This is a genomic window from Bradyrhizobium valentinum (genome assembly GCF_001440405.1).
Lineage (GTDB): Bacteria > Pseudomonadota > Alphaproteobacteria > Rhizobiales > Xanthobacteraceae > Bradyrhizobium > Bradyrhizobium valentinum.
In genome coordinates, this window is the sequence record NZ_LLXX01000223.1 from 44,553 (window position 1) to 69,951 (window position 25,399).

Genomic DNA, 25,399 nt, shown 5'->3' on the forward strand with positions numbered 1-25,399 from the left:
ACCGCAGCAGGCCGCTGCGGCGGCACCGGCGCCCGCGCCAGCGGCGCCGCCCAAGCCCGAAGTTGCCCGGCTGCCGACCGTCGAAGGCTGGGTGCTGCGCGACGTCGCCAATGGCAGCGCCCTGATCGAGGGTCGTCGCGGCATGTATGAGGTCTATGCCGGCGATCCCGTGCCCGGCGTTGGCCGCGTCGACGCCATTCGCAAGCAGGACGGTCGCTGGGTGGTCGTGACCAGCAAGGGCCTGATCGTCGCGCGCTGACGGGACGACATACGAACAGGAAGGCGTTTCACGGCGACGTGAAGCGCCTTTTTCCTTGAATAGACCTCTTTGCGCGGTGTTAGTTGGGGCATGAGCCGCGTACCAGGATTTCTCGCCATCGTATTTGCTCTGCTGTACGGCGCTTTGCCGACGCATGCGGCGCAGGGTGCGGCGCTCGAACGCGGCACAGCCATCACCGATCCGGCGACGCTGCGCGAACTCGACGGCGGAAAATTTCGCCTCGATCGCTTGCTGTTGCCGGAGCGGTCGGTGGATATTCCGCTTGCCAACAGCGAGTTGTTCGCCATGCCGTCGATGGCGCCGGTCCGGCGGGCGATCGACGGCGAGTTCGATCGCTACATCGCGCGCCATCGAGCGAGCCTGCCGAAGGAGACGATCGGCGTCGGCGACGGCTTTGATTTCCAGCTGTTCGACCGCACGCAGCTTTATTCGGCCGAGACGCGGTTCGTGCTGGCCGGCATCGTTAACCGCATGGACCGCACTTACGCCGCGGAAGCAAGCTGCGGCGAAATCCGCCTGATCTACCGCCTGACGCGGGCGAACAAAGCGGCCGGCGTCGACGCTTCGCCGCCGCGGCTGCCGATGACGCTGAACCTCGTGCTGAAGGCGAAAGGCGAGGGCGTAGCGATCACCTGCTCTGAAATCGCCAGCCGCTGGCTTGCCGCGCCGCTCGGCGGGACACTGTCGGCAGGGGGTGGCCCGCTCGACCTGATCGGCCACAAGAATATCGATCGCATCGAGACGAATCTGCAGATCGCGCACGCGCCTAAATCTTCGGTTCGCGATTTCCGCACCGACTATCTGTTGAAGGTGTTTCGCTACGATCGGGACGCGCGCCTGTTCGCGGAATCACCGATGGAAAACCAGATCGATCGCGCGCGTCTTCTGGCGGACGATGGCCTCAAGCGCGAGTTCAGGGCATGGCTGCTCGATCCCGCCAATCTCGCCGCGTTCGATCGCGGCACCGTGCTGATTCCGGAAAAATTCCTTGCGAGCGGCGCGATTGCGCCAACGCCGGTAGGATTCGATCCATCGGACCTGGAACCCGAATTCGGACTGGTGCAAGGAGAGGGCGCCGCGTTCAGCGAGTCCGATGTCGTGGCGGCGCTCAGGAAGGCTGTGGAAGGTGGCGTGAAGCTGCAGAACATCCGCTCGCTCGCCGGGTTCGAACGGCGGCTCAACGACGTGACCTGCTCCGGCTGCCACCAGACCCGAGGCATCGGCGGCTTTCACTTCCCGGGCGTCGACTGGATGGCGGATAAACCGTCGAATTCTACCGTCGTGCCGGCGTCGCCGCATTTCTTCGGCGAACAGATCCGCCGCCGCGATATTCTCGTAAGCCTGCGCGACGGCAAGTCGCCGGATTACTCGCGCGGGTTCGCCAGCCGTCCGCAACTGCGCGGCAGCACCGAACTCGCCGGCACCAACTACTACGACGGCTGGGGCGCGCATTGCTATGCGCACGGCAAGCCGGCCGCGAGCAACGACGCTAGTTTTCGCGACTGGACTTGCGCCGAAGGCCTGACCTGTCAGGCCGCCGGCAAGATCTCCCGCATCGGCATGTGCTTCGTCAAAAGCCGCTAGCGCTGCGAACCGTCACTTGGCGTAATGCGTCAGGCGCTTGCCGGGTAACAGATCATAAGCTGATTTCCAGCCCGGCAATTGCGCCATGCGTTTAAGCCAGGCGCTGATCGCGGGATGGCTCGCCGCCAGATCATATCCGGTCTCGTCGGCGGGATAGTGCAGATAGGCCATCATCGAGATATCAGCCACCGTCGGCCGTTCGCCGATGGCGAATGCATTTTTTTGCATGTGTTGCTCGAGAATCGACAGGAAATCATCGAGACGCCTGCGGAAATGCTTCAGCACATGCTCGTCCGGTGACGGCGTGAAGGTCCGTAAATAGCGGTAGGTTGCCATGCAGCCGGTGAGCTTGTGGTTGTCCCAGAACAGCCAGCGCAGCAGTTCGAACTGCTCTTGCTCGGTCTCGCCTCCGAACCGGCCGAATTGCCGGGCGAGCTTCAGCAGGATCGGTGCGGTCTGGGTGAGGCGCTCGCCGTCCACCTCGAGCACCGGTATTTCGCCCATCTCGTTGACGTCGCGCCGCCATTCCGCTGTCCGCGTCACGCCGCCGCCGAAATCGGTCCAGACCGGCTCGAAGCTCTGCCCGCACAGCGTGAGCATCAGCGCGAGCTTGTAGCTGTTTCCGGACTCCGGGAAATAATGCAGGCGATAGGTGGGCATGGTGTGCTGCCTCACGCCACTGCGCCGGCCGCGCGCAGCTTGCCGATCGCGGCCTCGTCGTAACCGGCATTGCGCAAGATCTCGTCGCTGTGCTCGCCGATGCCCGGCGGCTTTCGCGGCTGAACCTTCTTGCTGCCATCCACCCAGATTGGGCTAGAGATCGTCAGCATGGTGTCGTTCTCGAACGGCACCAGCACTTCGTTCTCGATCATCTGCTTGTCGTTTGGAATATCGTCGAGAATGCCGACGACGCCGAACACGAGGCCGTTGCCGTCGAGGATCTTGCGCCATTCGGCGAGGTCCTTGGTCGCAAAGGTCTCGTCGAAGATCTTGATCAGTTCGACTGATCGCGCGTGGCGGTCCTTCTTCGCCTCAAACCGGGGATCGCTGATGAGGTCCTCGCGGCCGAGGCAGCGCGCCAGCGTCGGCCATTGCCGGTCTTCGTTGAGCAAAGAGAGGATCAGCCAGCGTCCGTCCTTGCACTGGTAGTGATTGGTGACCGCGTTGAGCGCGCGCTCGCGCGGCCGGCGCTCGCCGAACTTCGCGCCGACCAGCTTGGCCTGCGCCAGCACTGAAGCCGCCCAGACGCCGTTGGCCATCAGGTTGGAGCTGACATGCGAGCCCTTTCCGGTGCGTTCGCGCTTGTAGAGTGCGGTGACAATCGCGCCGTAAAATGCCATCGCGCAGGGGTGATCGCCCATGCCAGCGATCGATCGCGCCGGCGTGGTGTGTTCATCCGCGCGGACCAGGTCCATCAGGCCGGAGCGCGCCCAATAGGCATTGGAGTCGAAGCCGGGCTTGTTGGCTTCCTCGCCCTTTTCGCCGTAGCCGGTGAAGGAGGCGTAGATCAGGCGTTCATTGTGGGGCGCCAGATGGTCGTGGGTGATGCCGAGCCGTGCACGCACCTGCGGCGGATAATTGGTGATGAATACGTCGGCCTGGGCGGCCAGCCGGTGCAGCACGGCCTGGCCCTCGGGCTTTGAGAGATCAAGCGCGAGGCTCTTCTTGTTGCGGCCTTCGAGCATCCACGCGAAATTATGCTCGCTATGCGGGTAGCCCGGCAAATTGGGCAGATTGCGGTAGGGGTCGCCGGAGCCGGGCGGCTCGATCTTGATCACGTCGGCGCCGAAATCCGACAGCACCGTCGCGGCCGCAGGCGCTGCGATGAAACTCGCGCAGTCCAGAACCTTGAGGCCTTCGAAAATACCCTTTTCCATCGTGGCGCCGCTCCGTGACGTTCGTCGTTCCTGTTGAATTATCGCTATGAGCGATCAGGTTCAAACGTCATTTGGCCCATCTTGGAAGGTGATGCAACTACTCCCCATCAGACATCAGCGCTGCATTTCCGCCGGCCGCCGCCGTATTGATCGTCACCGTCTGTTCGGTTGCAAAACGCGCGAGATAATGCGGCCCGCCGGCCTTGGGCCCGGTGCCGGACAAGCCATGTCCGCCGAACGGCTGCACGCCGACGACGGCGCCGATCATGTTGCGGTTGACATAGATGTTGCCGACCTGAAGCCGTTCGATCGCGTCCTCCACGGTATCGTCGATCCGGGAATGGATGCCGAGCGTCAGCCCATAGCCGGTGCGCTCGACCGATTGCAGCACCTGCTCGAACCGGTCGGCGCGGTAGCGCACCACATGCAGCACCGGGCCGAACACCTCTTCCGTGAGCTCGCTCGCATCGGACAATTCGAAGATATGTGGCGCGACATAATTACCTTGTGGTGTGTTACCCACAAAGTGCACCTGGGCTTCTTTCTTCATGCGTTCGATATGCGCGTCCAGCCGCTGCTTGGCCTCGGCATCGATCACCGGGCCGATATGCGTGGCGGGGTCGGAGGGATCGCCGATGACGAGTTCGCGCGCCGCGCCCGCTATCATCTCGATCATGCGGTCGGCGACGTCGTCCTGCAGGAACAACAGCCGCAGTGCCGAGCATCGCTGGCCGGCGGAGCGGAAGGCCGAGGTCACGACGTCGTCGGAAACCTGCTCGGGCAGGGCGGTGGCATCGACGAGCATCGCATTGATGCCACCGGTCTCGGCGATCAGCGGCACGATCGGTCCATCCTTGGCGGCGAGTGCGCGGTTGATCGTCCGCGCAACCTCGGTCGAGCCGGTGAAAACGACGCCGGCGATGTCAGGATGCGCCACCAGCGCGCCGCCGATCCGGCCATCGCCTGCCACAAGATGCAGCGCTGACGCCGGCACACCGGCTTCATGCAACAGCCTGACGGCTTCAGCCGCAATCAGCGGCGTCTGCTCGGCCGGCTTCGCAACGACCGCGTTGCCTGCCATCAATGCCGCGGTGACCTGACCCAGGAAGATCGCCAGCGGAAAATTCCACGGCGAGATCGCGACGAAAACGCCGCGGCCGCGCAGGCACAGCATGTTGCTCTCGCCCGTCGGCCCTGGCATCGCCTTGCCTTCGCCGAACAACTCGCGTCCCTCTGCGGCATAGTAACGGCAGAAGTCGACGGCTTCGCGGACTTCCGATACCGAATCGTCCAATGTCTTGCCGCCTTCACGTTGCAGCAGCGCGATGAAATGTGCCGCACGCCGCTCCAGCACATCGGCGGCCTTCTCCAGCATAGCCGCGCGCGTCTCGGCCGGCGTCCTGGCCCAGTGCTTGAAGCCGTCGCGCGCAGCCAGTATCGCCGCATTGGCCTCGCTCTCGGTTGCGTCGGCGATGCTCCGCGGCGCGGGCAATGGTGCGGCGGCGATGGCAGAGACGAGTTGCTCCAGCGCCGCGCGTTCGCCGAATTCAGTTCCGCGGGAATTTCTTCGGTTGGGTCCGTAGAGATCGCGCGGCAACGGGATGTTGGGATGCGCGGCGTTTTCGGCGCTGCCGATAATGTCGGTCGGACGCCGCAGCAATTGCGATACCGGCACCGCCTCGTCGGCGGCGAGCGCGACAAAGGAGGAGTTGGCGCCGTTCTCCAACAGTCGCCGCACCAGATAGGCCAGCAGATCGCGGTGGCTGCCGACCGGCGCGTAGGTGCGATGGGCGATGTCGGGGCGATCCTCGCTGAGCTTCGCATAGAGCGCCTCGCCCATGCCGTGCAGGCGCTGGAATTCGAATCCGCTCTGGTCGGTTGCCAGTTCGAGGATGGTCGCGACCGTCAGTGCATTGTGGGTGGCGAATTGCGGAAAGAGCCGCGGCCGCAGCGCCAGCAATTGCTGCGCGCAGGCAAGGTAGTTCAAATCAGTCATCGCCTTGCGGGTAAACACGGGGTAGCCGTCGAGCCCGCGTTCCTGCGCGCGCTTGATTTCCGTGTCCCAATAGGCGCCCTTGACCAGCCGCACCATCATTTTGCGGTCGAGGCTGCGTGCGAGACGATCGACGTAATCGATCACGTCGGAGGCGCGCTTCTGGTAGGCCTGGATCGCGAGGCCGAACCCATGCCAGCCTGCAAGCGATGAATCACCCAGCGCTGCCGCTATCACGTCGAGCGACAGTTCCAGCCGATCCGCTTCCTCGGCATCGACAGTGAAATTGAGGTCATAGGATTTGGCTTGCCTGGCGAGATCGATCAGGCGCGGGACCAGTTCGCTCATCACCCGTGCGCGGCTCACCGCCTCGAAGCGCGGATGCAGTGCCGAGAGCTTGACCGAGATGCCGGGCCGGTCGGGCAGGGGATGATCGTCGGCGGTGCGGCCGATCGCGTCGATCGCGCTTGAGTAGGAATTGAAATAGCGCGCGGCGTCATCGGCCGTGCGCGCGCCTTCGCCAAGCATGTCGAAGGAGTAACGTTGATGACGCGAGGAATGCGGCTGCGCGCGCGACAGCGCGGCTTCGATGGTCTCGCCGAGTACGAAATGATTGCCCATCAGCCGCATCGCCTGCCGCGTCGCCGCCCGCACCGCCGGTGCGCCGAGCCGCTTGGTCAGCCGTCCGATGGTCCCCTGCGGCGTCTCGCCGGGCTGGATCACGCGGGCCGACATGCCGAGCGCCCACGCCGAGGCGTTGACCAGGAAGGCGCTTGATCGCGTCTCGTGGTGGACGAAATCGCCCTGACCGAGCTTGTCCTCGATGAACTGGTCGGCGGTGCGGGCGTCCGGCACGCGCAGCAGCGCTTCCGCCAGCACCATCAGCGCCAGCCCTTCCTTGGTCGACAACGCGAACTCGCGCAGCATGTCCTCGACGCCGCCGAGGGGATCGTCATTGGCCCTGATGGCCTCGATCAGCCGCGTCGCCGTGCAATCGATGCGTTCCTCCTGCGCCGGCTCAAGCCGCGCGGCCCGCAGCAGGCGGGTGGCCATGGCATGATCGTCGGGCGCGTAGGGCGCGCTGAAGGGCGGAAGAGGCGACTGAGGAATCAGCATAGGATTCTCTTGGCCCCAGCCAGCTTACCGGGGCTGGGATTGACAGAATAGGGCACAAAATCCTCCCAATTTTCCAGGGGATGGCCGGATCGCCAAGGCTGGAATGGTGTGCGAGCGGAACCAACTGGCGCACGGAAAACACAGCGGCCGGAATTTGCGCGGCGCGATCCACAGATTGCCGGCTTGCTGGTTGGCAGCATGAAGGAGCCGCGGTAATCGTCAGGCTCGTCGCATGGAACAGCAGGGATCATGAGAGACGCCGGACAGCCCATACCGGGAAGGCCGATGAGCGCGGGAGTGGCGGCCGTATTCGGCGCCTTCCTCGCGGCGCTGCTTGGCGTTTCGGTGGCGAAGGCCGTCGAGATGAGTGCTGCGGTCGCCAACCTCTACAGCTCGGTTTCGATCTATCCACCGTCGGCCAAATCCATGACCGTCTGCTACGGCTTCGTCTGCCGGCGGCGCGAGATCCTCGATTTCACCGCAGGTGACCGCAGCGCGCTGACACAGATCATGGCCGCGGGGCGCGCCTCGGCCGCGGCCGAACGCGCCGCGGTGCAGAAGGCCGTGGTGTGGTTCGACCGCCGCATGGGGCCGGTCCTCGGCACCAACAAGCGCGTGGCGAAAGCGGATTTCCGCTACTTCGACGACAAGCACAATTACGATTGCTGGGACACGACGCGCAACACCACCAGCCTGTTGCTGGTGCTGCAGGAATGGAGCCTGCTGAAGCATCACGCGATCGGCGATCCGCGTTATCGCGGCAATACGCTGGTGTTGCAGACGCCGCACAACACCGCGGTGCTGGTCGATCGCGCCACCAAGATCGAATGGGTCGTCGATCTCTGGCCGCGTGGCTACCTGCAGCCACCGGACGTGATGACGGTTCAGAAATGGGTCACGGAAGATTGAGCGGCCGGTTCTCGCGCATGACTTAGCTATCGTGCGTGCAGAAGCGGTGCCCGCTCCGCCGAACGCTCACAGTTTTTGAGAAGTTTTTTAAGCCTTACTCCCGGATTTTTAGTCCGAGAGCGTGCCGTTGCCGATTGCGCGTTAGCGCTAAACCTTGAGGTTCTCGGCCGAAGTCTTGCCGCGGTTGGCGATTTCTTCGTATTCGACGGTCTGCCCTTCATTGAGCGTCGAAAGACCAGCTTTCTCAACTGCCGAAATATGAACGAACACGTCCTTGCCGCCGCTCGAGGGCTGGATGAACCCGTAACCCTTCGTTGGATTGAACCACTTCACCGTACCTTTAGCCATTCACGTCGTCTCCGCGGAATCAAAAAAAGTAATCGAGCCGCCGGTCCCCGCACTAACCGGCATGCCCGAGGCAAGAGGATACGCGGGTTGGGGCAGGCTGGGTAGCGCAAACGGAATGCCCGTTTCGGCAAAAAACCGCCCATTCGCCACCGATTTTCGCCGTTTTGCCGGTTTCGCGCTCATTTGAGGCGGCCGGGCGGCGGCTATTCCAAAACTGGGCAAATGGTTCGACCGGCTGCCCGTTGACGTCATTCCTCCGCTTGCAGGGAGGTAGCGGCGGGTCTCCGGCATGGCGTATTGCGAACGGAAAGCCCCGGCCGCGTGCGCGACCGGGGCTTCCGAGACGGAACGTCTGCGCCTCGATCAGTAGCAGACGTTCACCGTCCGCCAGCGGAAGCCATACGGCGTCAGCACGCGGCGGGTCACGTAGCAGCCGTTATAGCCGCCACCGATGAAGCCGACCCTGAAGCCATGGCCATGACCCCAGTGATGGCCATGACCCCAGTGGTGATGATGGTGATGCGGCCAGAACCCGCCCGCCGAAGCGGAGGTGGGCGCCAGCGCCATCACGCTGAGCGAAGCAGCGGCAACAGCAGCGAGAGTCACTTTGCGAAACATGGTTATTCTCCTTGAGTGTGCGCGTTCGACGTTTTTGTCTTGGCGCGGGTTTCAGTTTCCGTCTTACCCATCGCCAATCTGTCGCGTCCCTCACAGAGCGGGTTCGAGGAATCTGCGCCTCGTGCGCCGAGAATTTTCTGAACGATTATTCAGGTGTGAAAAACATCACACAGGCTTCGAACCGCTATCACTGAAGCGATTTCAGGCTGCGGCGCTTTGTTCATCGTTAACCAGCGCCGGCAACATCCGCGCGTCCGCAACAATGCGCACGATCATCGGCTCGTTGCGTCCGCGGATCGTCACTTCCTGCTCCGGCAGCGCATCTTCTGCCAGTCCTGCCGTTGCGCGAACTTCGTCGGAGACGACAACTTCGCATGCAAGAACCTTGGTCATATCCTGCAATCGTGCCGCGACATTGACGGGGTCGCCGAGCGCGGTGAACACCATGTGGTCGCGATAGCCGATGTCGCCGACGATGACTTCGCCGCCATTGATGCCGATGCCGAAGCGGATCGGCTCGCGCAGATCGTGTTCGAGAAACTTGTTCAGCTCGTCGACATTGACGGCGATCAGGGCTGCGGCTCTCAACACCTGGCGGCACGCCTCCTGCCGGCTGCAGGCGAGCCCGAACAGCGCCAGCATGCCGTCGCCGACGAACTGGTTCGGTCGGCCGCCGCTCTCGATCACCGCCTGCGATACCGCGCCAAGGAAACGGTTGACGATGAACACCGTGTCGAACGGCAGGCGCTTTTCGGCCAATTGGGTCGAGCCGCGCATATCCACGAACAGGCTGACGAGATAGCGCTCCTGACCGACGCGCGTCGGGTTCGATTCGTGGCCGTCGGCGGAGGTGTGCGGCAGGAAGAGCTGGAAGAACGAAAGGTCGGCCGGCGGCCGTAGCTGGCAGGCCAGGCGGATGGAAGGGTCTGATGTGCCGACCCGGCCAAGCACGAACGCCTCGCGCTGCGAGGGCTTGGGCAGGTCGCTGTAGTCGCCGATGATGCGGATGCGGCAGGTCGAGCAGCGCGCGCGGCCGCCGCAGACGCTGGCGTGCGGCACGTTGTTGCGCAGGCTCGCTTCGAGCACGCTGAGGCCCTTGGGGACGCGCACGGTGCGGCCGTTGCCGTAGGATAGGTTGATCATGCCGCGGCGGCGCTCGTTGATGGCGCGGGCGCCCCGGGCCAGCAGCGCGACGCCGATCAGGCCGAAATAGCCGAACAGGAAATAGTCCGTGATGCGGTCGAGCGCCTGCGCCTCGGCGCGGGTGCCGATCTGGCGCGTCGTTTGGGTCTCCGCGCGCCATTCATCGCTGTCGCTGTCGATGACCATGCGTCCGCTCTGGTAGAAGCCCAGCATGGAGAGGGTCGGAATCAGCACGGCCGCGGCGAGCAGGAACGGCGCGGCTCGTTTATAGAACGAGCGCATCCGCAGCCAGAGATACAGCCCGATGCAGCCATGGACCCAGGCGATGGTCATCACCGCGAGCATCATCCAGATCCGCCACGGCGCCCAGATCCAGTACAGGAACAGGATCTGCGGATAGAGCTTTTCATGTCCGAACAGCGTCTGGCCGAGCCGGACGCCGATGATGTGGGCGATGATCAACATCGGTATGCTGAGGCCGAGCGCGAGCTGTAGCGGCTCGATCGCCTTCCAGCGGAATTGCCGGCGCTCATAGAGCGCCCAGATGCCGAGCGCGGTATGCACCAGGCACGCAGTATAGAACAGGATCGTGACGGGGAGGAATTGCCAGAACGCGGTGTGGAGATAGACGCCGCTCGCCAGCGCCTCCAGCGAGATGTTGCCGAGCGCATGGTTGAGGAAATGGCTGACTAGATAGGCGAACAGAACGACGCCGCTGACGAGGCGGACCTGCCGCAGGCTGATGCCGCGGAGGAAGGTGGTCAGTTGTTCTCTGGATAGAGCGGTCATGCGGTCCATGGTCAATATTCGGCGATGGTAGCGTTTAATTTATCCGGTGAATACCATCCTCCGTCGTCCCTGCGAAAGCAGGGACCCATACGCCGCGGCCTCTCGGTAGCGCTGTGGCCCATGCGGATTTCCTTACCACGATCGGTGGTTATGGGTCCCTGCTTTCGCAGGGACGACGATCAACCTTTTTCCGCCACGGCGCGTTGACACTCCCGGCGCAGTCGAGGAGAAAGCGCCGTGACGATTGCCAAGCCCCATAAGAGCCAAGCCAGTCCCGCCGCGCCCCCATGGTTTGGAGCGCCCTGGCTTGCCGTTGCGCTGCTGATTGCGGCGCTCACGGCGATGCGGCTGGTCTATGCCGGCGTGCTCGATCTGCGTACCGACGAGGCCTATTACTGGACCTGGTCGAAGGAGAGCGCACTCGCTTTTCTCGATCATCCGCCCGGCATCGCCTGGCTGATCCGGTTCGGCACCGCGATCTTCGGCGACACCAATCTCGGCGTGCGGTTCGGCGGCATCGTCGCGATGCTGGTCACGCAGCTTCTGCTCGCCGACATCGTCCGGCGTGTGACGCACGATGTTCGCGCCGTCATCCTCGTGGTGCTGTTGCCGGAAGCAGCGCTGTATTACGGACTGTTGATGGCGAAGGTCTCGCCCGACACAGCGATGATCCCCTGCGCGGTCGCGATGCTGTGGTCGCTGGTGCGGCTGCACGAGAGCGGCAATCCGCGCTGGTGGCTGGCCGCTGGTCTGTTCGCGGGCCTGGCATTGCTGTCGAAGTTCACCGCGATCATGCTGCTGCCGGCGGTCGCGGCGTTTGCGCTGGTGCCGGACTGGCGCCGGCGCTGGCTGCTCAGTCCCTGGCCATGGCTGGCGGCACTGATTGCGGTGGTGGTGTTTATGCCGGTGTTGATCTGGAACGCGCAGCATGATTGGGCGTCGTTCCGCTTCCAGTTCGTGCGTGCGGTTGCGACCCATCAATTGTCGTTCCGCACCATCGGCGAATTCATTGGCCTGCAGTTTGGTCTGGTCGGCTTCGTGCTGTTGCCGGTCGTGCTGTCCGGCGTGACGCTGACGGCCTGGCGCGGCTATCGTGCCCGCGAGCCGGTCGCGATCCTGCTGTCGACCGCCGTGCTGGTGCCTTTTCTCTATTTTCTCTGGAAGTCGCTGACCCTGCGTGTCGGCGACACCTGGCCGATGTTCCTGTGGCCCGCCGGCTTTGCCGCGACAGCCATCAATCTCGTGATGCTGCCGCGCGAGGGCTGGCCGGACTGGATCGTCAAATCGACATTCTGGTGGGCGAGGGTGGCTGTCATCTCGGGCATCGCCTTCGTGGTCGGCGTGTTCTTCTATTACGTCGCGGCGCCCTGGAATTTGATCGGCAGAACCGATCCCGTCGGCGGCGAGGCCGGCTATGAGCAGGTAGTGGCGCGCGCGGAAATGCAATTGCAGAAAACCGGTGCGACCTGGATCGCGACGTCGGACTACCGCACCTATGCGATGCTGCGCTGGTATTTCAACGGCCGCGTGCCGGTCATCCAGATCAACGAGCGTGGCAGATTCCAGGGTTTTCGCGATCCCGGCATGAAGGCGATCAAGGATCATCCCGGCCTCTACGTCGCGCGCGAACCCGACCATCGCCTGCCGCTGTGGGATCTCACCACGGCAAAGCGGCAGCCGCTGGAACGGGTCGAGCGGGTCTGGCGCGGGATTGTGATGGATACCTACGCGCTGGAAAAACTGACCGGCTGGACGCCCGATCTTTCCCCGCCACCGGATTCGCCGCTCTTCCGCTGGCGCGTGCTGGCGGGAGGTGAGGGGCGCGGCGTCAGCCATTCGTAAGCTCGTCGTCCCCCGCAACGGCGGGGGATCCAGTACGCCGCCGACCCGATTTACTGCGAGCTGCCAGACCTCATCCTGAGGAGCCGCGGAGCGGCGTCTCGAAGGATGAGTGGCACCAGCGGGGCCTCGTGGTTCGAGACGGCGCTGCGCGCCTCCTCACCATGAGGGATTAATAGTTGCTACGATTTCACGCAAGGATCTGGCGTCGGCCGGCGCTGCGCTTTTCTGGTCGTTGTCGAAATAGACGAACACGTCACAGCCTTGCTTTTTCCATGACCTGATACGGCGTGCCCATTCCGAGAGGGTGCGCTGACTGTAGTGGCCTTTGTAGCGGCCTGTGGGTCCGTGTCCGCGCACGTAGACGAAGTCCGCGGTACGCGTCCACGGGGCGGGCGCATCATGATGATCGGATATGCATAGCGAGATGTTTTGTGCCCGAAGCAGGCGCAATATCTCTGGCGCGTACCAGCTTGGATGGCGGAATTCAAAACTGTAGCGCCGTTTCTTCGGCAGCAGCTGCAAGAAGAAGGCGAGTCGGTCGGCATCTACCTTAAAGTTCGGCGGCAGTTGAAACAGGATCGGCCCGGCTTTCCTGCCGAGCAGGGACAGGCGATCCTCCAGCAGTTCGAGGCTGTTGACCGAATTGCCTGAGAGCCGCTTCCAATGGGTGATGAATTTGGATGCCTTCCAGGCAAAGATGAAGTCACGCCCGGTCTGATCCCGCCAGCCCGTCACCGCTTCCGGCGTGGGCGTTCTGTAAAACACGCCGTTGAGTTCAGTCGTCGAAAACTGGCTGCTGTAGTAGGGCAACTGCTCCTTGAGGGGCAGGCCCTTGGGAAAGAATGGCCCGCGCCAGGAATTGTAGTGCCAGCCCGACGTGCCGATCAGGACCCGCGCCATGTCGTCACGGCTTCTTGTCGTGCGGTGCCAGCCCTTTCATCGTCGAAGTTCTCCGCATCGGTCGCCGAGGAGAAGATCGGCAAGGATGAATTGTTCCTATCGAACGCTATTGAGAGCGAGGATCGCCGAGCTTGTTACCGGCACTTCCGCGGTAATCGGGTTGGAACTCGCCAGCTTGGCGGGATCGAACCTCACGTCTCCTCGTCGCGCTTGCGCAGCAAATCCTTGGCGAGATCGCCGAGCGCAGGTCGCGGCAGCGCGGTGAACGGCAATGGGCGCGTCACGTCAATCGCGGCCAACCCCAGCCTTGCCGTGAGCAGGCCGTTCAGCACGCCTTCGCCGAGCCGCTGCGAGAGTTTTGCGGCGATGCCGTGGCCCAGCATTTGTTGCACCAGGCTATCGCCGACCGCCATGCCGCCGGTGATGGCGAGATGGCCGATGACATGGCGCAGCAGGCTGATCATGCCGAGCGTGCCGGGCCGGCCGCCATAGAGCCGTGCCAGTTGGCGGATCAGCCGCATCGCGGCGACGAACACGAACAGCACGTCGATCAGCGCGCGCGGGCTTACCGCCGTGACGACCGAGACGCGCTGGGCGGCTTGCGAGACCAGACGCCGCGCCTCTTCATCCAGCGGCGCCATCAATTCGCGCTCGGCCAGCTTGATCATGTCGGCGCCGTCTATGATGTCGTCGGCATGGCTCACCAGCGTGGCGCGGGCGCGGGCCAGTTGCGGGTTCTGATGCGCCAGCCTGAGCAGCTCGTTGACGACGGCGCGGCTCTCGGCGCGGTCGTCGCTGCGCAGCACCTCGGCGGCACGCAAATGCAGCTTTTCGATCGCCGCCAGCCGCGCCAGCCCGAACGCCTCGCGCGCGATCACGACGGATAGCGCCAGGGCGGCTGCGACCGCAAATGCCAGCGCGACATAGCCCAGCGTCTGGCTGCGCGCGAACAGATCCTCGATCAGGTTGACGATGCCAAGCCCTGTGCCGAGCAGCACCAGCCCGCCGACGGCCGACCAGAACAGCGCGCCCCAGCGAAAGCCGCGGCGCACCGGAACCAGCGGCGCATCAATCGGAACGGGCAACAGGGCGGGATCTGCCTCCGGCGTGACATGCACCGTGCCGCGGGCAGGGTGCCCGGTCTCGTCCGGATCCATCACGATCACGCCGGGATCGCCGAGCTTGAACGTCGCCGGCCGCCGATGGGGCGTCTTCTCGCTCATTGCAGTCGGTCTCCGATCAGAAACTGGAGGGCGCGGTCAAGGCGGATGTGAGGCAGCGCGGGCTCTTCGTTGGCCGCGCGTTCCAGGAGCGGCGGCCGGAAGCGCAGGAAGCGGAAGTCGGCCGTTTCGGACGGCGTGCTGGAAAGGCCGCGAAAGCCGCCGTTGAACAGCTCTTCGGGATCGGCGGGCAGGTCGCCCGGAAAGGTCGCGACTTCGGTCTCGCCATCGAAGGCCTCGCCATTGGCGCTCTCGCCGGGCGCGGGCGTGCCGAGGATGGACGGCAGCTTCTCCCGGCCGCGCGCCACCATCGCCTCGCGCGTGGCGCGCACGGCAGCCAGCGCGACCACGTCGATGGCGGCACCGGCATATTCGGCGCGGTCGGCCGCCTTGGCGACCGCGCGCCGCAGCACCGCTTCGAGACGGTCATGGCTCTGACGATGCAGGTGATCGGCCTTGGTGGCGGCAAACAGGATGCGGTCGATCCGGGGACGAAACAGGCTGCTGAGGATGGTGCTGCGGCCGATGCGGAAGCAATCGAGAATGCCTGACAGCGCGGCTTCGAGATCGTGCAGCGCTTCCGGTCCGGCATTGAACGCAGCGAGGGCATCGACCAGCACGATCTGCCGGTCGAGCCGCGCAAAATGATCACGGAAGAACGGGCGCACCACGACGTCCTTATACGCTTCATAGCGCCGCCGCATCATCGCCCATAGTGAACCGTCGGGCGCGCTGCCGTCGACGGCCACTTCCAGCGGCGCAAAGGTCAGCGCCGGCGAGCCCGCGAGGTTGCCCGGCATCAGGAAGCGTCCTGGAGGCAGCAGGCTCATCGCAAAACGTTCGTCGCGGCAGGCTCGGAGATAGTCGGTGAAAAGTCTGGCGGCGGCGAGCGCCGCCTGCTCGTTCTCGCGGCCTTCGGGATCAAGCGTCTTCAGATACGCGTGCCACGGCGCGGCGAGCCTTGCGCGCGGGCCCTCGCGCGACAACGCAAGGCTCTCAGCCGACCACTGCTCATAACTCTTGCTGAGCAGCGGCAGGTCGAGCAGCCATTCGCCGGGGTAATCGACGATGTCGATGGTGAGCGTGCGGTCAGCGCCGTTCTGCCGCTGGTAGTCGATGACCAGGCGCAGTTCGCTGATGTCGACGGTGGAGTTCGGCCAGCGCCGCTCCTCGATCAGAGTGCGGACGTGGTTCTCATAGTCGAAGCGCGGCACGGCATCGTCCGGCTGCGGCTCAAGCCGGGCGCGGGCGATCCGGCCGGTCGCATAGGGCTCGAAGACCGGAAACCTTCCGCCGCGGGTCAGGCCATGGATCAGCGCCGTGATAAACACCGTCTTGCCGGCGCGCGACAGGCCGGTGACGCCGAGCCGCACGGTGGGATTGAAAAAGCTGTCGCCGTAATCCAGAAGTGCCCGCGCCGACAGACGCGCTTCCTCGACGATGTCTGAAAAACTAGGGGGCATACGGGCGTGGAAGGCTCGATGTAAGAGACGCATTGGTGGGCGATGTCAGAAAAGTGGCGATTGGCGACCCAAAATCAAGCGCTCGTGATCGCCTTGGCGACAGGCTGCCCGGGATATCCGGCCGGCGTCGGCAGCACGAAAATGCCACGGCGATAGCATATCGGGGTCATCCGCCGGAGCCTGTCATCGGGCGGCGGTTGGGCCGACCCGGTGGCGGATGAAGGCGGGCTTCAGGCCGGCGGCTTTGAACGGTTCGTTGACCTCGGAACACCCATGTCTTAATCGCTCCCTCACCAGCTTCTGTGGGCCTGCATGACCATCTTCAGACTGAAACAACTCGCCTCGACATCCATCCATGCGGCGGCTGACGCCATGCACTGGAACTACGATCGTGCGGAGCTGATCGCCGACGGCGTCGTGCATATCGTCGGTGTCTGCCTGGGGCTTGTCGCCGCCACCGCCCTGATCGTGCTGACAGCGATCTATGCCGGCGCGATCGAAATTGCCGTTGTATCGATCTACGTCGCGGGCCTGCTGGCGATGCTGACGTTGTCGGCGATCTATAATCTCTGGCCGGTGTCGCGCGCCAAATGGGTGCTGCGTCGCTTCGATCATTCCGCGATCTATCTGCTGATCGCCGCCACCTATACGCCGTTCATCGTGCAACTGAGGGAGAGCTATCTAGCGATCGCGCTGCTGGCCGGGGTGTGGTGCGTCGCGATCCTTGGTGTCGTGCTGAAGCTGGCGCGCCCGGGGCGGTATGATCGTTTGGCTGTGGGACTCTATCTGGCGTTGGGCTGGAGCGGCGTCATGATTTACGATGCGGTGGTGAAGGCGGTGCCGCCGCTGGCGCTGGGCTTCGTCGTAGCCGGCGGCGTGCTCTATAGTCTTGGCGTGATCTTCCACGCCTGGCAGCGGCTGCGTTTCCAGAACGCGATCTGGCATGGCTTCGTCTTGCTCGGCGCCGCGTGCCATTATACCGCTATTCTCGATATGATGATCCTGACGTAAGCTTTTAGAAAACGGGGAAACGGCCATGCAGGTGACCGGCAAAGTCGTGGTTGTCACCGGTGGCGCCAACGGCATCGGGAAGGCGATGTGCGAGGCCTTTCACCGCGAAGGCGCCGCCAAAGTCGTTGTCGCCGATATCGATCCCGACGGCGCGCGAGCCGTCGCCACTCCGATCGGTGGGGCGGCCTTCAAATGCGATGTCGGAAAGGAAAAGGACATCCATCACGTCATCGAGGAGACCGAGCATCAATTCGGCCCGATTGCACTGTTCTGCTCCAATGCCGGCATCGGCGGCGGTTTCGATCCATTGTCGGTGAATGCCGGCGGAAATTCCGACGAACCGTGGCAGCGAAGCTGGGCCGTTCATGTCATGGCGCATGTCTATGCGGCGCGCCATTTGATCCCGCGCATGAAGGCGCGCGGCGGCGGCTATTTCCTCAATACGATTTCGGCGGCAGGCCTGCTGTCGCAGGTCGGCAGCCCGGCCTATTCGACCACCAAACATGCCGCCGTCGGCTTTGCCGAGAATCTCGCGATCTCGCACAAGGCCGACAACATCAGGGTTTCGATCCTGTGCCCGCAGGGCGTCGATACCAACATGCTGCGCTCGATCCCCAAGGGCCCGCAATCCGGCGACGGCGACCTTTCGCCGGAGCGGGTGGCGCAGGATGTGCTGAAGGGGCTGGAGGAGGAAACCTTCGTGATCCTGCCGCACCCGCAGGTGCTCGGCTACATGCGCAAGAAGACCGAGAATTACGACCGCTGGATATCAGGCATGGCGAAGATCCAGGCGAAGATGCGGGAAGCTTACGGGAAATAGCTTGACCCTCATGGTGAGGAGCGCGTAGCGCGTCTCGAACCATGACGCCCGGACTGGGGCCTCATCCTTCGAGACGCGGCGAAGACGCCGCTCCTCGGGATGAGGGGTGGTTCCTACGCCTCCTCCGTCATTGCGAGGAACCAACGGGTCGCGCGAATGCGCGCCCGATGATTGGCTCCGCGACGAAGCAATCCATTCTTCCTCGCGCGGAGAGATGGATTGCTTCGCTTCGCTCGCAATGACGGGGGGAGAGGTCACTCCTCCCTTACTGGCACCGGTGCATGCGGCCGTCGTCGAGACGGACCATTGTGCCGGGCTGGCAGATTATGCCATTGCGCGCCGCGTAGTCCTGACTCCATACACCCGGGCCGCCGTAATAGGCGTTGGGACCGCTGCCGCCGTAGTAGGCGTAGGGACCGTTACCGCCGTAGGCATAAGGGCCGCCGCCGTAGTAGGCGGCAGTCGCTCCGGCTGCGACAGCACCAGCGCCCACTGCGGCGGCGCCGGCTGCGGCCCGCCGCGCCTGCCGCCGGGAAACTCCCGGCGCCGGGGTCACCGGATCAACCGTTTGTGCCTGCGCGCGCTCGATAGATAGCGAAGCGCCCCTTTGTTCGCTCCAGTCAAACGAGAGCATGGTCGCGCATGTAAAGACGGAGACCGCGAGGGCAGCTTTTCTGAGGCTTGGCTGTTTCATGGCACTCACTCCATGGTTGCCCCATGCTGAATTCTCGTGCGAACGTAGATAGCGGTCAAGTAGTGCCGCGTATGGAACTCGCGGGTGAATTGTCGGGCCTTTGTATCAAATGAGGTGTCATGAGCTGGCGTGGCTGCCGGCGCAGCAGCAGCCGCCACTGTTCCTGAATCTGGTGTGGGCCGACTATGGCCGCCTTGCGGGCGAAATCGCCGCGGCGCGGGCGTGAGCTCGGTCTCTCCGCGTCATTGCGAGCGGAACGAAGCAGTCCATCTCACCGCGCAAAGAAAGAATGGATTGCTTCGTCGCTTCGCTCCTCGCAATGACGTGGAGAGAGATTCGCCTCAACCCTTCTGCGCGTAGAGCAGCGGGACGGCTGAATCCACCATCACCTCGATCAGGCTGGTGCCGACATGCGAAAGGCCATCGCTGAGCGCGCCTGCAAGCTCGGATGATTTCGTCACCCGTACCGCGTGGCAGCCCATGCCTTCCGCGAGCTTGACGAAATCAATGCCGGGCAGTTCCAGCCCAGGCACATCGCGCACCTGCATCACCTGGCTGAACGAGCGCATCGCGCCATAGCCGGCGTTGTTGATGACGACGACCGTGAGCGGCAGCTTGCGCTGGGCCGCGGTCCACAGCGCCTGGATCGAATACATCGCCGAGCCGTCGCCGATCAGGCAGACGATGCGGATGCCGGGGCGTCCGAGCGCCATACCGACGGCGGCGGGCAGGCTGTAGCCGAGGCCGCCGCTTGCCATGGTGTAGAAACTGTCCTGGCCGCGCATCGGCATGAACTTTTGCATCGCCGGGCGGTGCGAGGGAGCTTCCTCCACCAGCACCGCATTGGCGGGCATGGCTTCAGACAGCGAGTGCAGCAGGAACTCGACCGGAAGCGGGTCGGCGGCCACTGGAGCGGGCGGCAGTGTGCGGCGCGAAGGCATGGCGCGCGTCGTTTCCGGCAGCAGATCGAGGAGCATCGAAAGCGCCGGCTTCATGGTCGCGATGATGCTGGCGCCCGATGGCGTGACGGCGGCGGCGTCGGGATCGTCGGTGATCTGGAAGATGGTGGTCGCGCCGTCGAAGATCGCGGCATGGCCCTCGACATGGAAGGTGAACACCGGCGCGCCGATCACCACCACGAGGTCGTGGTCGCGCAGCGTGTCCGATAGCTGTCCCGGCGAGGCATGCAGGAAGCCGGAAAATTGCGGATGCCGTTCCGGAAACGAGCAGCGCGCCGAGAACGGGCTGACCCAGACGGCGGCCTTCGTCTTCTCGGCGACGTGCACCATCAGATCGACGGCCTCGGCGCGGTCGACGGCGGGGCCGACGACGAGGGCCGGGCGTTTGCTCGCCGAAAGCGCGGCGACCAGCGCCTTCATCGCCGCCGCATCGGGCCCGATTTCGCGGCTTACCTGGCGGGCTTGAATTGACTGCGTGGGCCGCGTCCAGTCGTCGATCGGGATCGAGACGAAGGTCGGCCCGCAGGGCGGCTGCATCGCGACGTAATAGGCCCGCGCGATTGCCGCCGGAACGTCTTCGGCGCGCGCCGGCTCGACGCTGTACTTGACGTAAGGCCGCGGAAACTCGGAGGCGCGCTCGGCATAGAGAAAGGCCTGCAGCGGCAGGATCGAGCGGGCCTGCTGGCCCGCTGATATCACCAGCGGCGTCTGGTTGCGATGGGCGGTATAGATATTGCCGAGCGCATTGCCGACGCCGGCGCCGGAATGCAGGTTGACGAAGCCGGCGTTGCGGGTGGCCTGCGCATAGCCATCGGCCATGCCGACGACGGAGGCTTCCTGCAGGCCCAGCACGTAATCGATGTCGTCGGGCCAGTCGCTGAGGAAGGGCAGTTCGGTCGATCCGGGATTGCCGAACACGCGCTTGATGCCGAACGCGCGGAGCAGGCCGAAGGTGGCGTCCTTGACGGTGAGGGAGGCGGCTTTGGCTGGTTTGCGGGACGACATCGGGCGGCGGCTCCCATCAGGATTTTCTTATGTTCCGCCATGGCGCTTGAGCGAAGGCGGAAGCGATCCACCTCTCGATGGATTGCTTTACGAAGTCAAGCTGGCCTGCGAAAACAAAGAGGGAGGCGCCACGCGCCTCCCTGTTTCCTTCCTGCGAACCCATGACCGTGCTCGATCCCTACACGGGATTCGCGGCTATTTCTGAATGCAGGTATCCGCAGTCTCCCTGGTGCATTCGTCGAGGCCGGTAAATACGGGATCATCCACCTTCTTGCCCTCGATCAGATCGATCATGACCGACGGCGCCTTGTAACCCATCTCGAACGGCCGCTGCCCGACCAGCGCTTCGACGCGGCCTTCCTTGGCGAGCGCGACTTCCTCGCCGATGGTGTCGGCGGCGACGATCACCAGCGACTTGCTGGCGATCTGGGCCTTGTACTGGTCGGTGAGCTGACGATAGGGCTGCGGTGCGCCGAACAGCGGCCAGCCGCCCTCGATCACGAACGCATCGAGTTTCGGATTGGCGGTGAGGATGTCCGACATCGCCTGCACGCCTTTCGGCCCGTCATCATTGGTGAAGACCGGGCAGCCAGAGATCTCGGTCCAGCCGCCTTCGCCCTTCAATCGGTCCACATCCTTCTTGCCTGACAAGGCATCCCGCGTTCCGGAGGCGCGACGCAGAATGTTGTCGGCAGCGACGTTACCCAGGATCAGGCAGAGCGTGCCGCCGTTCGGCTTTGCCTTTTTGAGATATTCGCCGAGCCGGAAGCCCATCAGGTAATTGTCGGTGCCGAGATAGGTTTTGCGCAACCCGGCGTCTTCCTTCTTGAGGTCAGCGTCGAGCGTCATGACGGGCACTTTGGGCTTGGCGGCCTTGATCGCGTTGGCGATCAGGGGCGCGTTCGAAGGCGAGATCGCAATCGCCGCGGTGTCGGGCTTGCCAAGCATGTCCTGGACGATCTGGGCCTCGCCCGCCTCATCCGAGGTTGAGGCAGGCCCCGTATAGAAGCAACGATAGGGGGAACTGGCGTTTTCCTTGTTCCACTTCTGGCAGCCCTGATTAATGGCCTCAAAGAACGGATTGTCGAGGCCTTTGACGACGATGACGAGCTGCTTCTTCTGGGCCATTGCCGATCCGGCCGACAGGCTGAGCGCCGCAGCGACCAATACCAATAGTGCCTTGTTCATTTGTCCCTCCCACGTATGGCAGCGGACGTTTATTCGCCCGTTTTGCCGAAGTTCGTCTGGTTCAAAACTTCACGAGGGCAAGGAAACGGCTTGATGTGAGGGGGGTGGCTATCAGGTCCCTAGCATCCGCACTATTTCGAGCTTGTCCTCGAATGTGATCCGCGGTGACGACAGAGTCCAGTTATGATAGCCACAATCACCGATTGATAAGAATAATTCGGACGCCTGATGAGTCAACGGATATGTGCGCAGAAATATGACGAGGCTTTGGTGCGTTGCACCACATCATGCAAAAGGTTTTTTCGCGAGGGTGCGGCGTTGATTCCCGCCGGGATCATTGACTGACCACAGGCCCTGTAATTCAATGCCTGTTCAGGTCTTCTCCAGAACATAGACGCGCAACGCGGCAACGGTTCTGCGCCAGGTAAACCCGGTATGGCCCTTCTCGAACTGAAAAATGTTTCGAAGCATTTTGGCGCCATCCATGCCCTCAACGACGTTTCGCTGTCGCTCGAGCCCGGCCGGATCGTGGGGCTGATGGGCGACAACGGGGCCGGCAAATCGACCCTCGTCAAGATCGTCGCGGGAAATTTTCGTCCCACGCATGGGACGATGCAGATGGAAGGCCAGGATTTGTCCATGCACCGGCCGATCGAAGCCCGCCGGCATGGGATCGAGATCGTGCATCAGGATCTGGCGCTCTGCGACAATCTCAGCGCAGCCGCCAATGTTTTCCTCGGCCGCGAAATCCGCAAAGGCATCGGCCCGTTCAAAATTCTCGACTATGCCGCGATGTATCGCCGGGCCGGACAGATCTTTGCCGAGCTGCGATCCGAGACGCGCCCGCGCGACCTGGTCAGACAGATGTCCGGCGGACAGCGACAGGCGGTAGCCATTGCCCGAACCCGGATTGCCGACGCCAAGGTCGTTCTGATGGATGAGCCGACCGCGGCCATTTCGGTGCGGCAGGTCGCCGAGGTCCTTAATCTGATGCGACGGCTGCGCGACCGCGGCATCGCGATCGTGTTCATCAGCCATCGCATGCCGGATGTGTTCAGCATTGCCGATCGCGTCGTGATATTGCGCCGCGGCCGCAAGGTCGCTGACAAGGACGTCGCCGCCAGTTCGCCGGAGGAAGTGACGGGACTGATCACCGGGGCCATCGAATACGCGTAGCGAAGCCTCTCGACGCTTGCTGGACATCGAAAGTTTCAGGGATGGAAATTCAGTTCGACGACAACATCAAGCGCGCCAGGTTTCCGCTGCTCACCTGGGTGACCTCGCGACAGGCCTTCTGGGTCTCGGTCGCGGTCATCCTGGCCTGTATTTTTCTGTCGTTCGCCACCAACTCGTTTGCGACCTCGAACAACATCTTCAACGTCACCCGCAACTTCACCTTCGTTGCGATCATCGCGCTCGGGATGACGATCGTGATCATCACCGGCGGCATCGATCTGTCGGTCGGCTCGGTACTGTGCCTGTGCAGCATGATCCTCGCAGTCGTGATGCATGCCGGCTACAGCATCGAGGTTGGCATCGCCGCCTCGCTTGCCACGGCGCTGGTGATCGGTGCGATCAACGGTGTGCTGATCGCTTATCTGGGTATTCCGCCGTTTGTGGTCACGCTCGGCATGCTGTCGATCGCGCGGAGTCTGGCGATGGTCGCCTCCAACAACACTGTGGTGTTCCAGTTCGGTCCGGATCACGACAAGCTGCTGTTCCTCGGCGGCGGCGCCTGGCTGTTCGGGATCGCCAACCCTGTGCTCTTCATGCTCGCGCTGGCGCTGCTGACCGGTTTTGTGCTGCACTACACTCGATTTGGCCGCTACGTGTTCGCGATCGGCGGCAACGAGCACGCCGCCATCGTGACCGGCGTGCCGGTGCGGCGCACCAAGCTCGCCGTCTACATGATATCCGCGCTCTCGGCCGGCATTGCCGGCATAATCCAAACCGGTTGGCTCGGAGCCGTCACCACCAATCTCGGATCGGGCATGGAACTGCAGGTGATCGCGGCGGCGGTGATCGGCGGTGCCAATCTCGCCGGCGGAATTGGCACTGCCTTCGGCGCCCTGATCGGTTCGGCGCTGATCGAGGTGATCCGCAACAGTCTTGGGCTGTTGGGGGTCAGCGCATTCTGGCAGGGCACCTTTATCGGCTCGTTCATCATCATTGCGGTGACCTTCGACCGGCTGCGGAATTACCGGTCGTCGGAATGAACGCCGCTGGCGTGGCCGCAGCTCTCCACCCTTCGACCGACGACGCACGAAAGAAACGCAGATGACAGGCAAGCGCGTGGTATTCACCGGGGGGACCGGCAAGGCCGGCAGGCACGTCCTGCCGCATCTGAAGAGCAAGGGCTACGACCTTCTCAATGTCGATCTCAAGCCATTCGATTATCCCGGCATCAGTACCCTGATCGCCGATCTGACGCACAGCGGCCAGGCCTTCAACGCCATGACCACGCATTTCGGCTTCGACCGTTTCGAAGGCGGCAGGCCGCCGGCAGCGCCGGACGCCGTCGTGCATTTTGCCGCGATACCACGGGTACTGATCGAGCCGGATAACGAGACGTTCCGCGTCAACACGGTCAGCACCTATAATGTGATCGAAGCCGCGGCGAAACTCGGCGTCCGCAAGATCGTGATCGCCTCCAGCGAAACCACCTACGGCGTCTGTTTTGCCGAAGGCGAGAAGGATTTCAGGTGCTTCCCGCTCGAGGAGGATTACGACACCGATCCCATGGACTCGTACGGGCTTTCCAAGGTGGTCAATGAAAAGACCGCGCGCGCCTTCGCCATGCGCTACGGAATCGACGTCTATGCGCTGCGGATCGCGAACGTCATCGAGCCGCATGAGTACGACATGTTTCCCGGCTTCCTGGCCAATCTGCCGTCGCGAAAGCGCAATGCCTGGGGCTATATCGACGCTCGCGACCTCGGCGAGATCGTGCATCTGGCGATCCAGAAGGACGGGCTTGGCTTCCAGGTCTTCAACGCCGTCAACGACACCGTCACCGCCAACATTCCGACCCGCGAACTGCTGAGCCGCTATTGTCCCAACGTCCGGATCACCCGCGAGCTCGGCGAGTATGAGGCGCCGCTGTCGAACAAGAAGGCGCGCGAGGTGCTGGGCTTCCAGGAAGCGCACAACTGGCGGAAATACGTCAACGCCGGATAGCTGCTGCGATACTTCATCGCCGCGGACATTGCAGTCCTTACCACGTCGCCGTGCCCTTCATGGTCGGCTGTCTCTCGGCATTCGCGATCCACAGTTCCATGCCGGCGTGGGTCTCGTTGGCGTTGATCGAGAACTCTCCGCCTTCGAACAGGGGCTGCACGCCGCGATAGCTGAACTTCTTCGGCGCCGAGTCGCCATGAAGTTTTGCGGCGAACTCGACGAGCAGCGCGGCCTGCAGCGGGCCGTGGAAGATCAGTCCCGGATAGCCCTCGACCTTGGTGACGTAGTCGCGGTCGTAGTGGATGCGGTGGCCGTTGAAGGTCAGCGCCGAATAGCGAAACAGCAGCACGGGATCGCTGACATGGCTTTCGCGATGTTTTGCAACGGGCGGCGGCGAAGGGGTCTTGGGCTTTGAGGCGGGCGCCGCGCCGCCGATGTCGCGATAGACGATGTCCTGCCGCTC

The 25,399-nt window shown here is 63.5% G+C and carries 20 protein-coding genes and 2 pseudogenes; 9 read left to right on the plus strand and 13 right to left on the minus strand.

Features of this window, described 5'->3' with window-relative positions; all coding sequences use genetic code 11:
* Both CP49_RS43995 and CP49_RS38630 read left to right on the plus strand, forming a co-directional pair.
* Positions 1 to 259, plus strand: a pseudogene (locus tag CP49_RS43995) (hypothetical protein); the annotation flags it as partial.
* A gap of 90 nt (positions 260 to 349) precedes the next feature.
* Positions 350 to 1,864 (plus strand): hypothetical protein, encoded by a 1,515-nt coding sequence (locus CP49_RS38630; RefSeq protein WP_057855329.1) that lies wholly within the window; start codon positions 350 to 352, stop codon positions 1,862 to 1,864.
* Between the two features lie 12 nt (positions 1,865 to 1,876).
* Here CP49_RS38630 and CP49_RS38635 read toward each other — a convergent pair whose 3' ends face one another.
* The 3 genes from CP49_RS38635 to putA all read right to left on the minus strand — a co-directional run bounded on the left by CP49_RS38635 (position 1,877) and on the right by putA (position 6,844).
* Complete coding sequence (locus CP49_RS38635) at positions 1,877 to 2,524, minus strand: glutathione S-transferase family protein (RefSeq protein WP_057855369.1); 648 nt, start codon at positions 2,522 to 2,524, stop codon at positions 1,877 to 1,879.
* Positions 2,525 to 2,535: 11 nt separating this feature from the next.
* Positions 2,536 to 3,741, minus strand: a complete 1,206-nt coding sequence (locus CP49_RS38640; RefSeq protein WP_057855330.1) for a CaiB/BaiF CoA transferase family protein — start codon at positions 3,739 to 3,741, stop codon at positions 2,536 to 2,538.
* Positions 3,742 to 3,838: 97 nt separating this feature from the next.
* Positions 3,839 to 6,844 (minus strand): bifunctional proline dehydrogenase/L-glutamate gamma-semialdehyde dehydrogenase PutA, encoded by a 3,006-nt coding sequence (putA, locus tag CP49_RS38645; protein ID WP_057855370.1) that lies wholly within the window; start codon positions 6,842 to 6,844, stop codon positions 3,839 to 3,841.
* Positions 6,845 to 7,135: 291 nt separating this feature from the next.
* On the opposite strand from putA, the gene CP49_RS38650 reads away from it, so the two are divergent.
* On the plus strand, positions 7,136 to 7,759 hold the full coding sequence (locus CP49_RS38650) for a hypothetical protein (RefSeq protein ID WP_057855331.1): 624 nt from the start codon (positions 7,136 to 7,138) through the stop codon (positions 7,757 to 7,759).
* A 147-nt stretch (positions 7,760 to 7,906) separates the two neighbouring features.
* Here CP49_RS38650 and CP49_RS38655 read toward each other — a convergent pair whose 3' ends face one another.
* The 3 genes from CP49_RS38655 to CP49_RS38665 all read right to left on the minus strand — a co-directional run bounded on the left by CP49_RS38655 (position 7,907) and on the right by CP49_RS38665 (position 10,657).
* Positions 7,907 to 8,107, minus strand: coding sequence for a cold-shock protein (locus CP49_RS38655; protein WP_028351035.1), 201 nt, complete (start codon positions 8,105 to 8,107; stop codon positions 7,907 to 7,909).
* A gap of 363 nt (positions 8,108 to 8,470) precedes the next feature.
* Positions 8,471 to 8,725, minus strand: coding sequence for a hypothetical protein (locus CP49_RS38660; protein WP_057855332.1), 255 nt, complete (start codon positions 8,723 to 8,725; stop codon positions 8,471 to 8,473).
* 201 nt (positions 8,726 to 8,926) lie between these two features.
* Positions 8,927 to 10,657, minus strand: coding sequence for an adenylate/guanylate cyclase domain-containing protein (locus CP49_RS38665; RefSeq protein WP_057855371.1), 1,731 nt, complete (start codon positions 10,655 to 10,657; stop codon positions 8,927 to 8,929).
* Positions 10,658 to 10,999: 342 nt separating this feature from the next.
* Between CP49_RS38665 and CP49_RS38670 the strand changes: the two genes are divergently transcribed.
* A complete protein-coding gene (locus CP49_RS38670) occupies positions 11,000 to 12,499 on the plus strand; it encodes a glycosyltransferase family 39 protein (protein ID WP_057855372.1) in 1,500 nt (499 codons plus the stop codon).
* A gap of 156 nt (positions 12,500 to 12,655) precedes the next feature.
* Here CP49_RS38670 and CP49_RS38675 read toward each other — a convergent pair whose 3' ends face one another.
* From CP49_RS38675 to CP49_RS38685, 3 genes are all read right to left on the minus strand, one after another.
* Entirely contained in the window at positions 12,656 to 13,399 is a 744-nt protein-coding gene (locus CP49_RS38675; RefSeq protein WP_057855333.1) for a DUF72 domain-containing protein, read from the minus strand.
* 191 nt (positions 13,400 to 13,590) lie between these two features.
* Positions 13,591 to 14,622: a YcjF family protein gene (locus CP49_RS38680; RefSeq protein ID WP_057855334.1), complete on the minus strand. Its 1,032-nt coding sequence runs from the start codon at positions 14,620 to 14,622 to the stop codon at positions 13,591 to 13,593.
* A complete protein-coding gene (locus CP49_RS38685) occupies positions 14,619 to 16,082 on the minus strand; it encodes a YcjX family GTP-binding protein (RefSeq protein WP_057855335.1) in 1,464 nt (487 codons plus the stop codon). The genes CP49_RS38680 and CP49_RS38685 overlap by 4 nt, the downstream gene beginning before the upstream one ends.
* Positions 16,083 to 16,394: 312 nt before the next feature.
* Here CP49_RS38685 and trhA point away from each other — a divergent pair, with 312 nt between their 5' ends.
* A complete protein-coding gene (gene trhA, locus CP49_RS38690; RefSeq protein WP_057855336.1) occupies positions 16,395 to 17,093 on the plus strand; it encodes a PAQR family membrane homeostasis protein TrhA in 699 nt (232 codons plus the stop codon).
* Between the two features lie 25 nt (positions 17,094 to 17,118).
* Positions 17,119 to 17,913 carry an SDR family oxidoreductase gene (locus CP49_RS38695; protein WP_057855337.1) on the plus strand — a complete coding sequence of 265 codons (795 nt, stop codon included), beginning with the start codon at positions 17,119 to 17,121 and terminating at the stop codon, positions 17,911 to 17,913.
* 265 nt (positions 17,914 to 18,178) lie between these two features.
* On the opposite strand, the gene CP49_RS38700 is transcribed toward CP49_RS38695, so the two are convergent.
* The 3 genes from CP49_RS38700 to CP49_RS38710 all read right to left on the minus strand — a co-directional run bounded on the left by CP49_RS38700 (position 18,179) and on the right by CP49_RS38710 (position 21,759).
* Positions 18,179 to 18,607 carry a hypothetical protein gene (locus tag CP49_RS38700; RefSeq protein ID WP_057855338.1) on the minus strand — a complete coding sequence of 143 codons (429 nt, stop codon included), beginning with the start codon at positions 18,605 to 18,607 and terminating at the stop codon, positions 18,179 to 18,181.
* A gap of 341 nt (positions 18,608 to 18,948) precedes the next feature.
* Complete coding sequence (gene mdlC / locus CP49_RS38705; RefSeq protein ID WP_057855339.1) at positions 18,949 to 20,571, minus strand: benzoylformate decarboxylase; 1,623 nt, start codon at positions 20,569 to 20,571, stop codon at positions 18,949 to 18,951.
* Positions 20,572 to 20,766: 195 nt separating this feature from the next.
* The gene (locus tag CP49_RS38710; protein WP_057855340.1) at positions 20,767 to 21,759 is read right to left on the minus strand and encodes a sugar-binding protein; all 993 of its coding nucleotides are present in this window, start codon (positions 21,757 to 21,759) and stop codon (positions 20,767 to 20,769) included.
* 435 nt (positions 21,760 to 22,194) lie between these two features.
* Between CP49_RS38710 and CP49_RS38715 the strand changes: the two genes are divergently transcribed.
* The 3 genes and pseudogenes from CP49_RS38715 to CP49_RS38725 all read left to right on the plus strand — a co-directional run bounded on the left by CP49_RS38715 (position 22,195) and on the right by CP49_RS38725 (position 24,936).
* Positions 22,195 to 22,935, plus strand: a complete 741-nt coding sequence (locus CP49_RS38715) for an ATP-binding cassette domain-containing protein (RefSeq protein ID WP_057855341.1) — start codon at positions 22,195 to 22,197, stop codon at positions 22,933 to 22,935.
* A gap of 107 nt (positions 22,936 to 23,042) precedes the next feature.
* Positions 23,043 to 23,975: pseudogene (locus CP49_RS38720) on the plus strand (ABC transporter permease); the annotation flags it as partial.
* 61 nt (positions 23,976 to 24,036) lie between these two features.
* Positions 24,037 to 24,936, plus strand: a complete 900-nt coding sequence (locus tag CP49_RS38725) for an NAD-dependent epimerase/dehydratase family protein (RefSeq protein ID WP_057855343.1) — start codon at positions 24,037 to 24,039, stop codon at positions 24,934 to 24,936.
* Positions 24,937 to 24,973: 37 nt separating this feature from the next.
* On the opposite strand, the gene CP49_RS48410 is transcribed toward CP49_RS38725, so the two are convergent.
* The coding region (locus CP49_RS48410) for an HTD2 family dehydratase (RefSeq protein ID WP_476695638.1) at positions 24,974 to 25,399 on the minus strand (426 nt) is incomplete at its 5' end.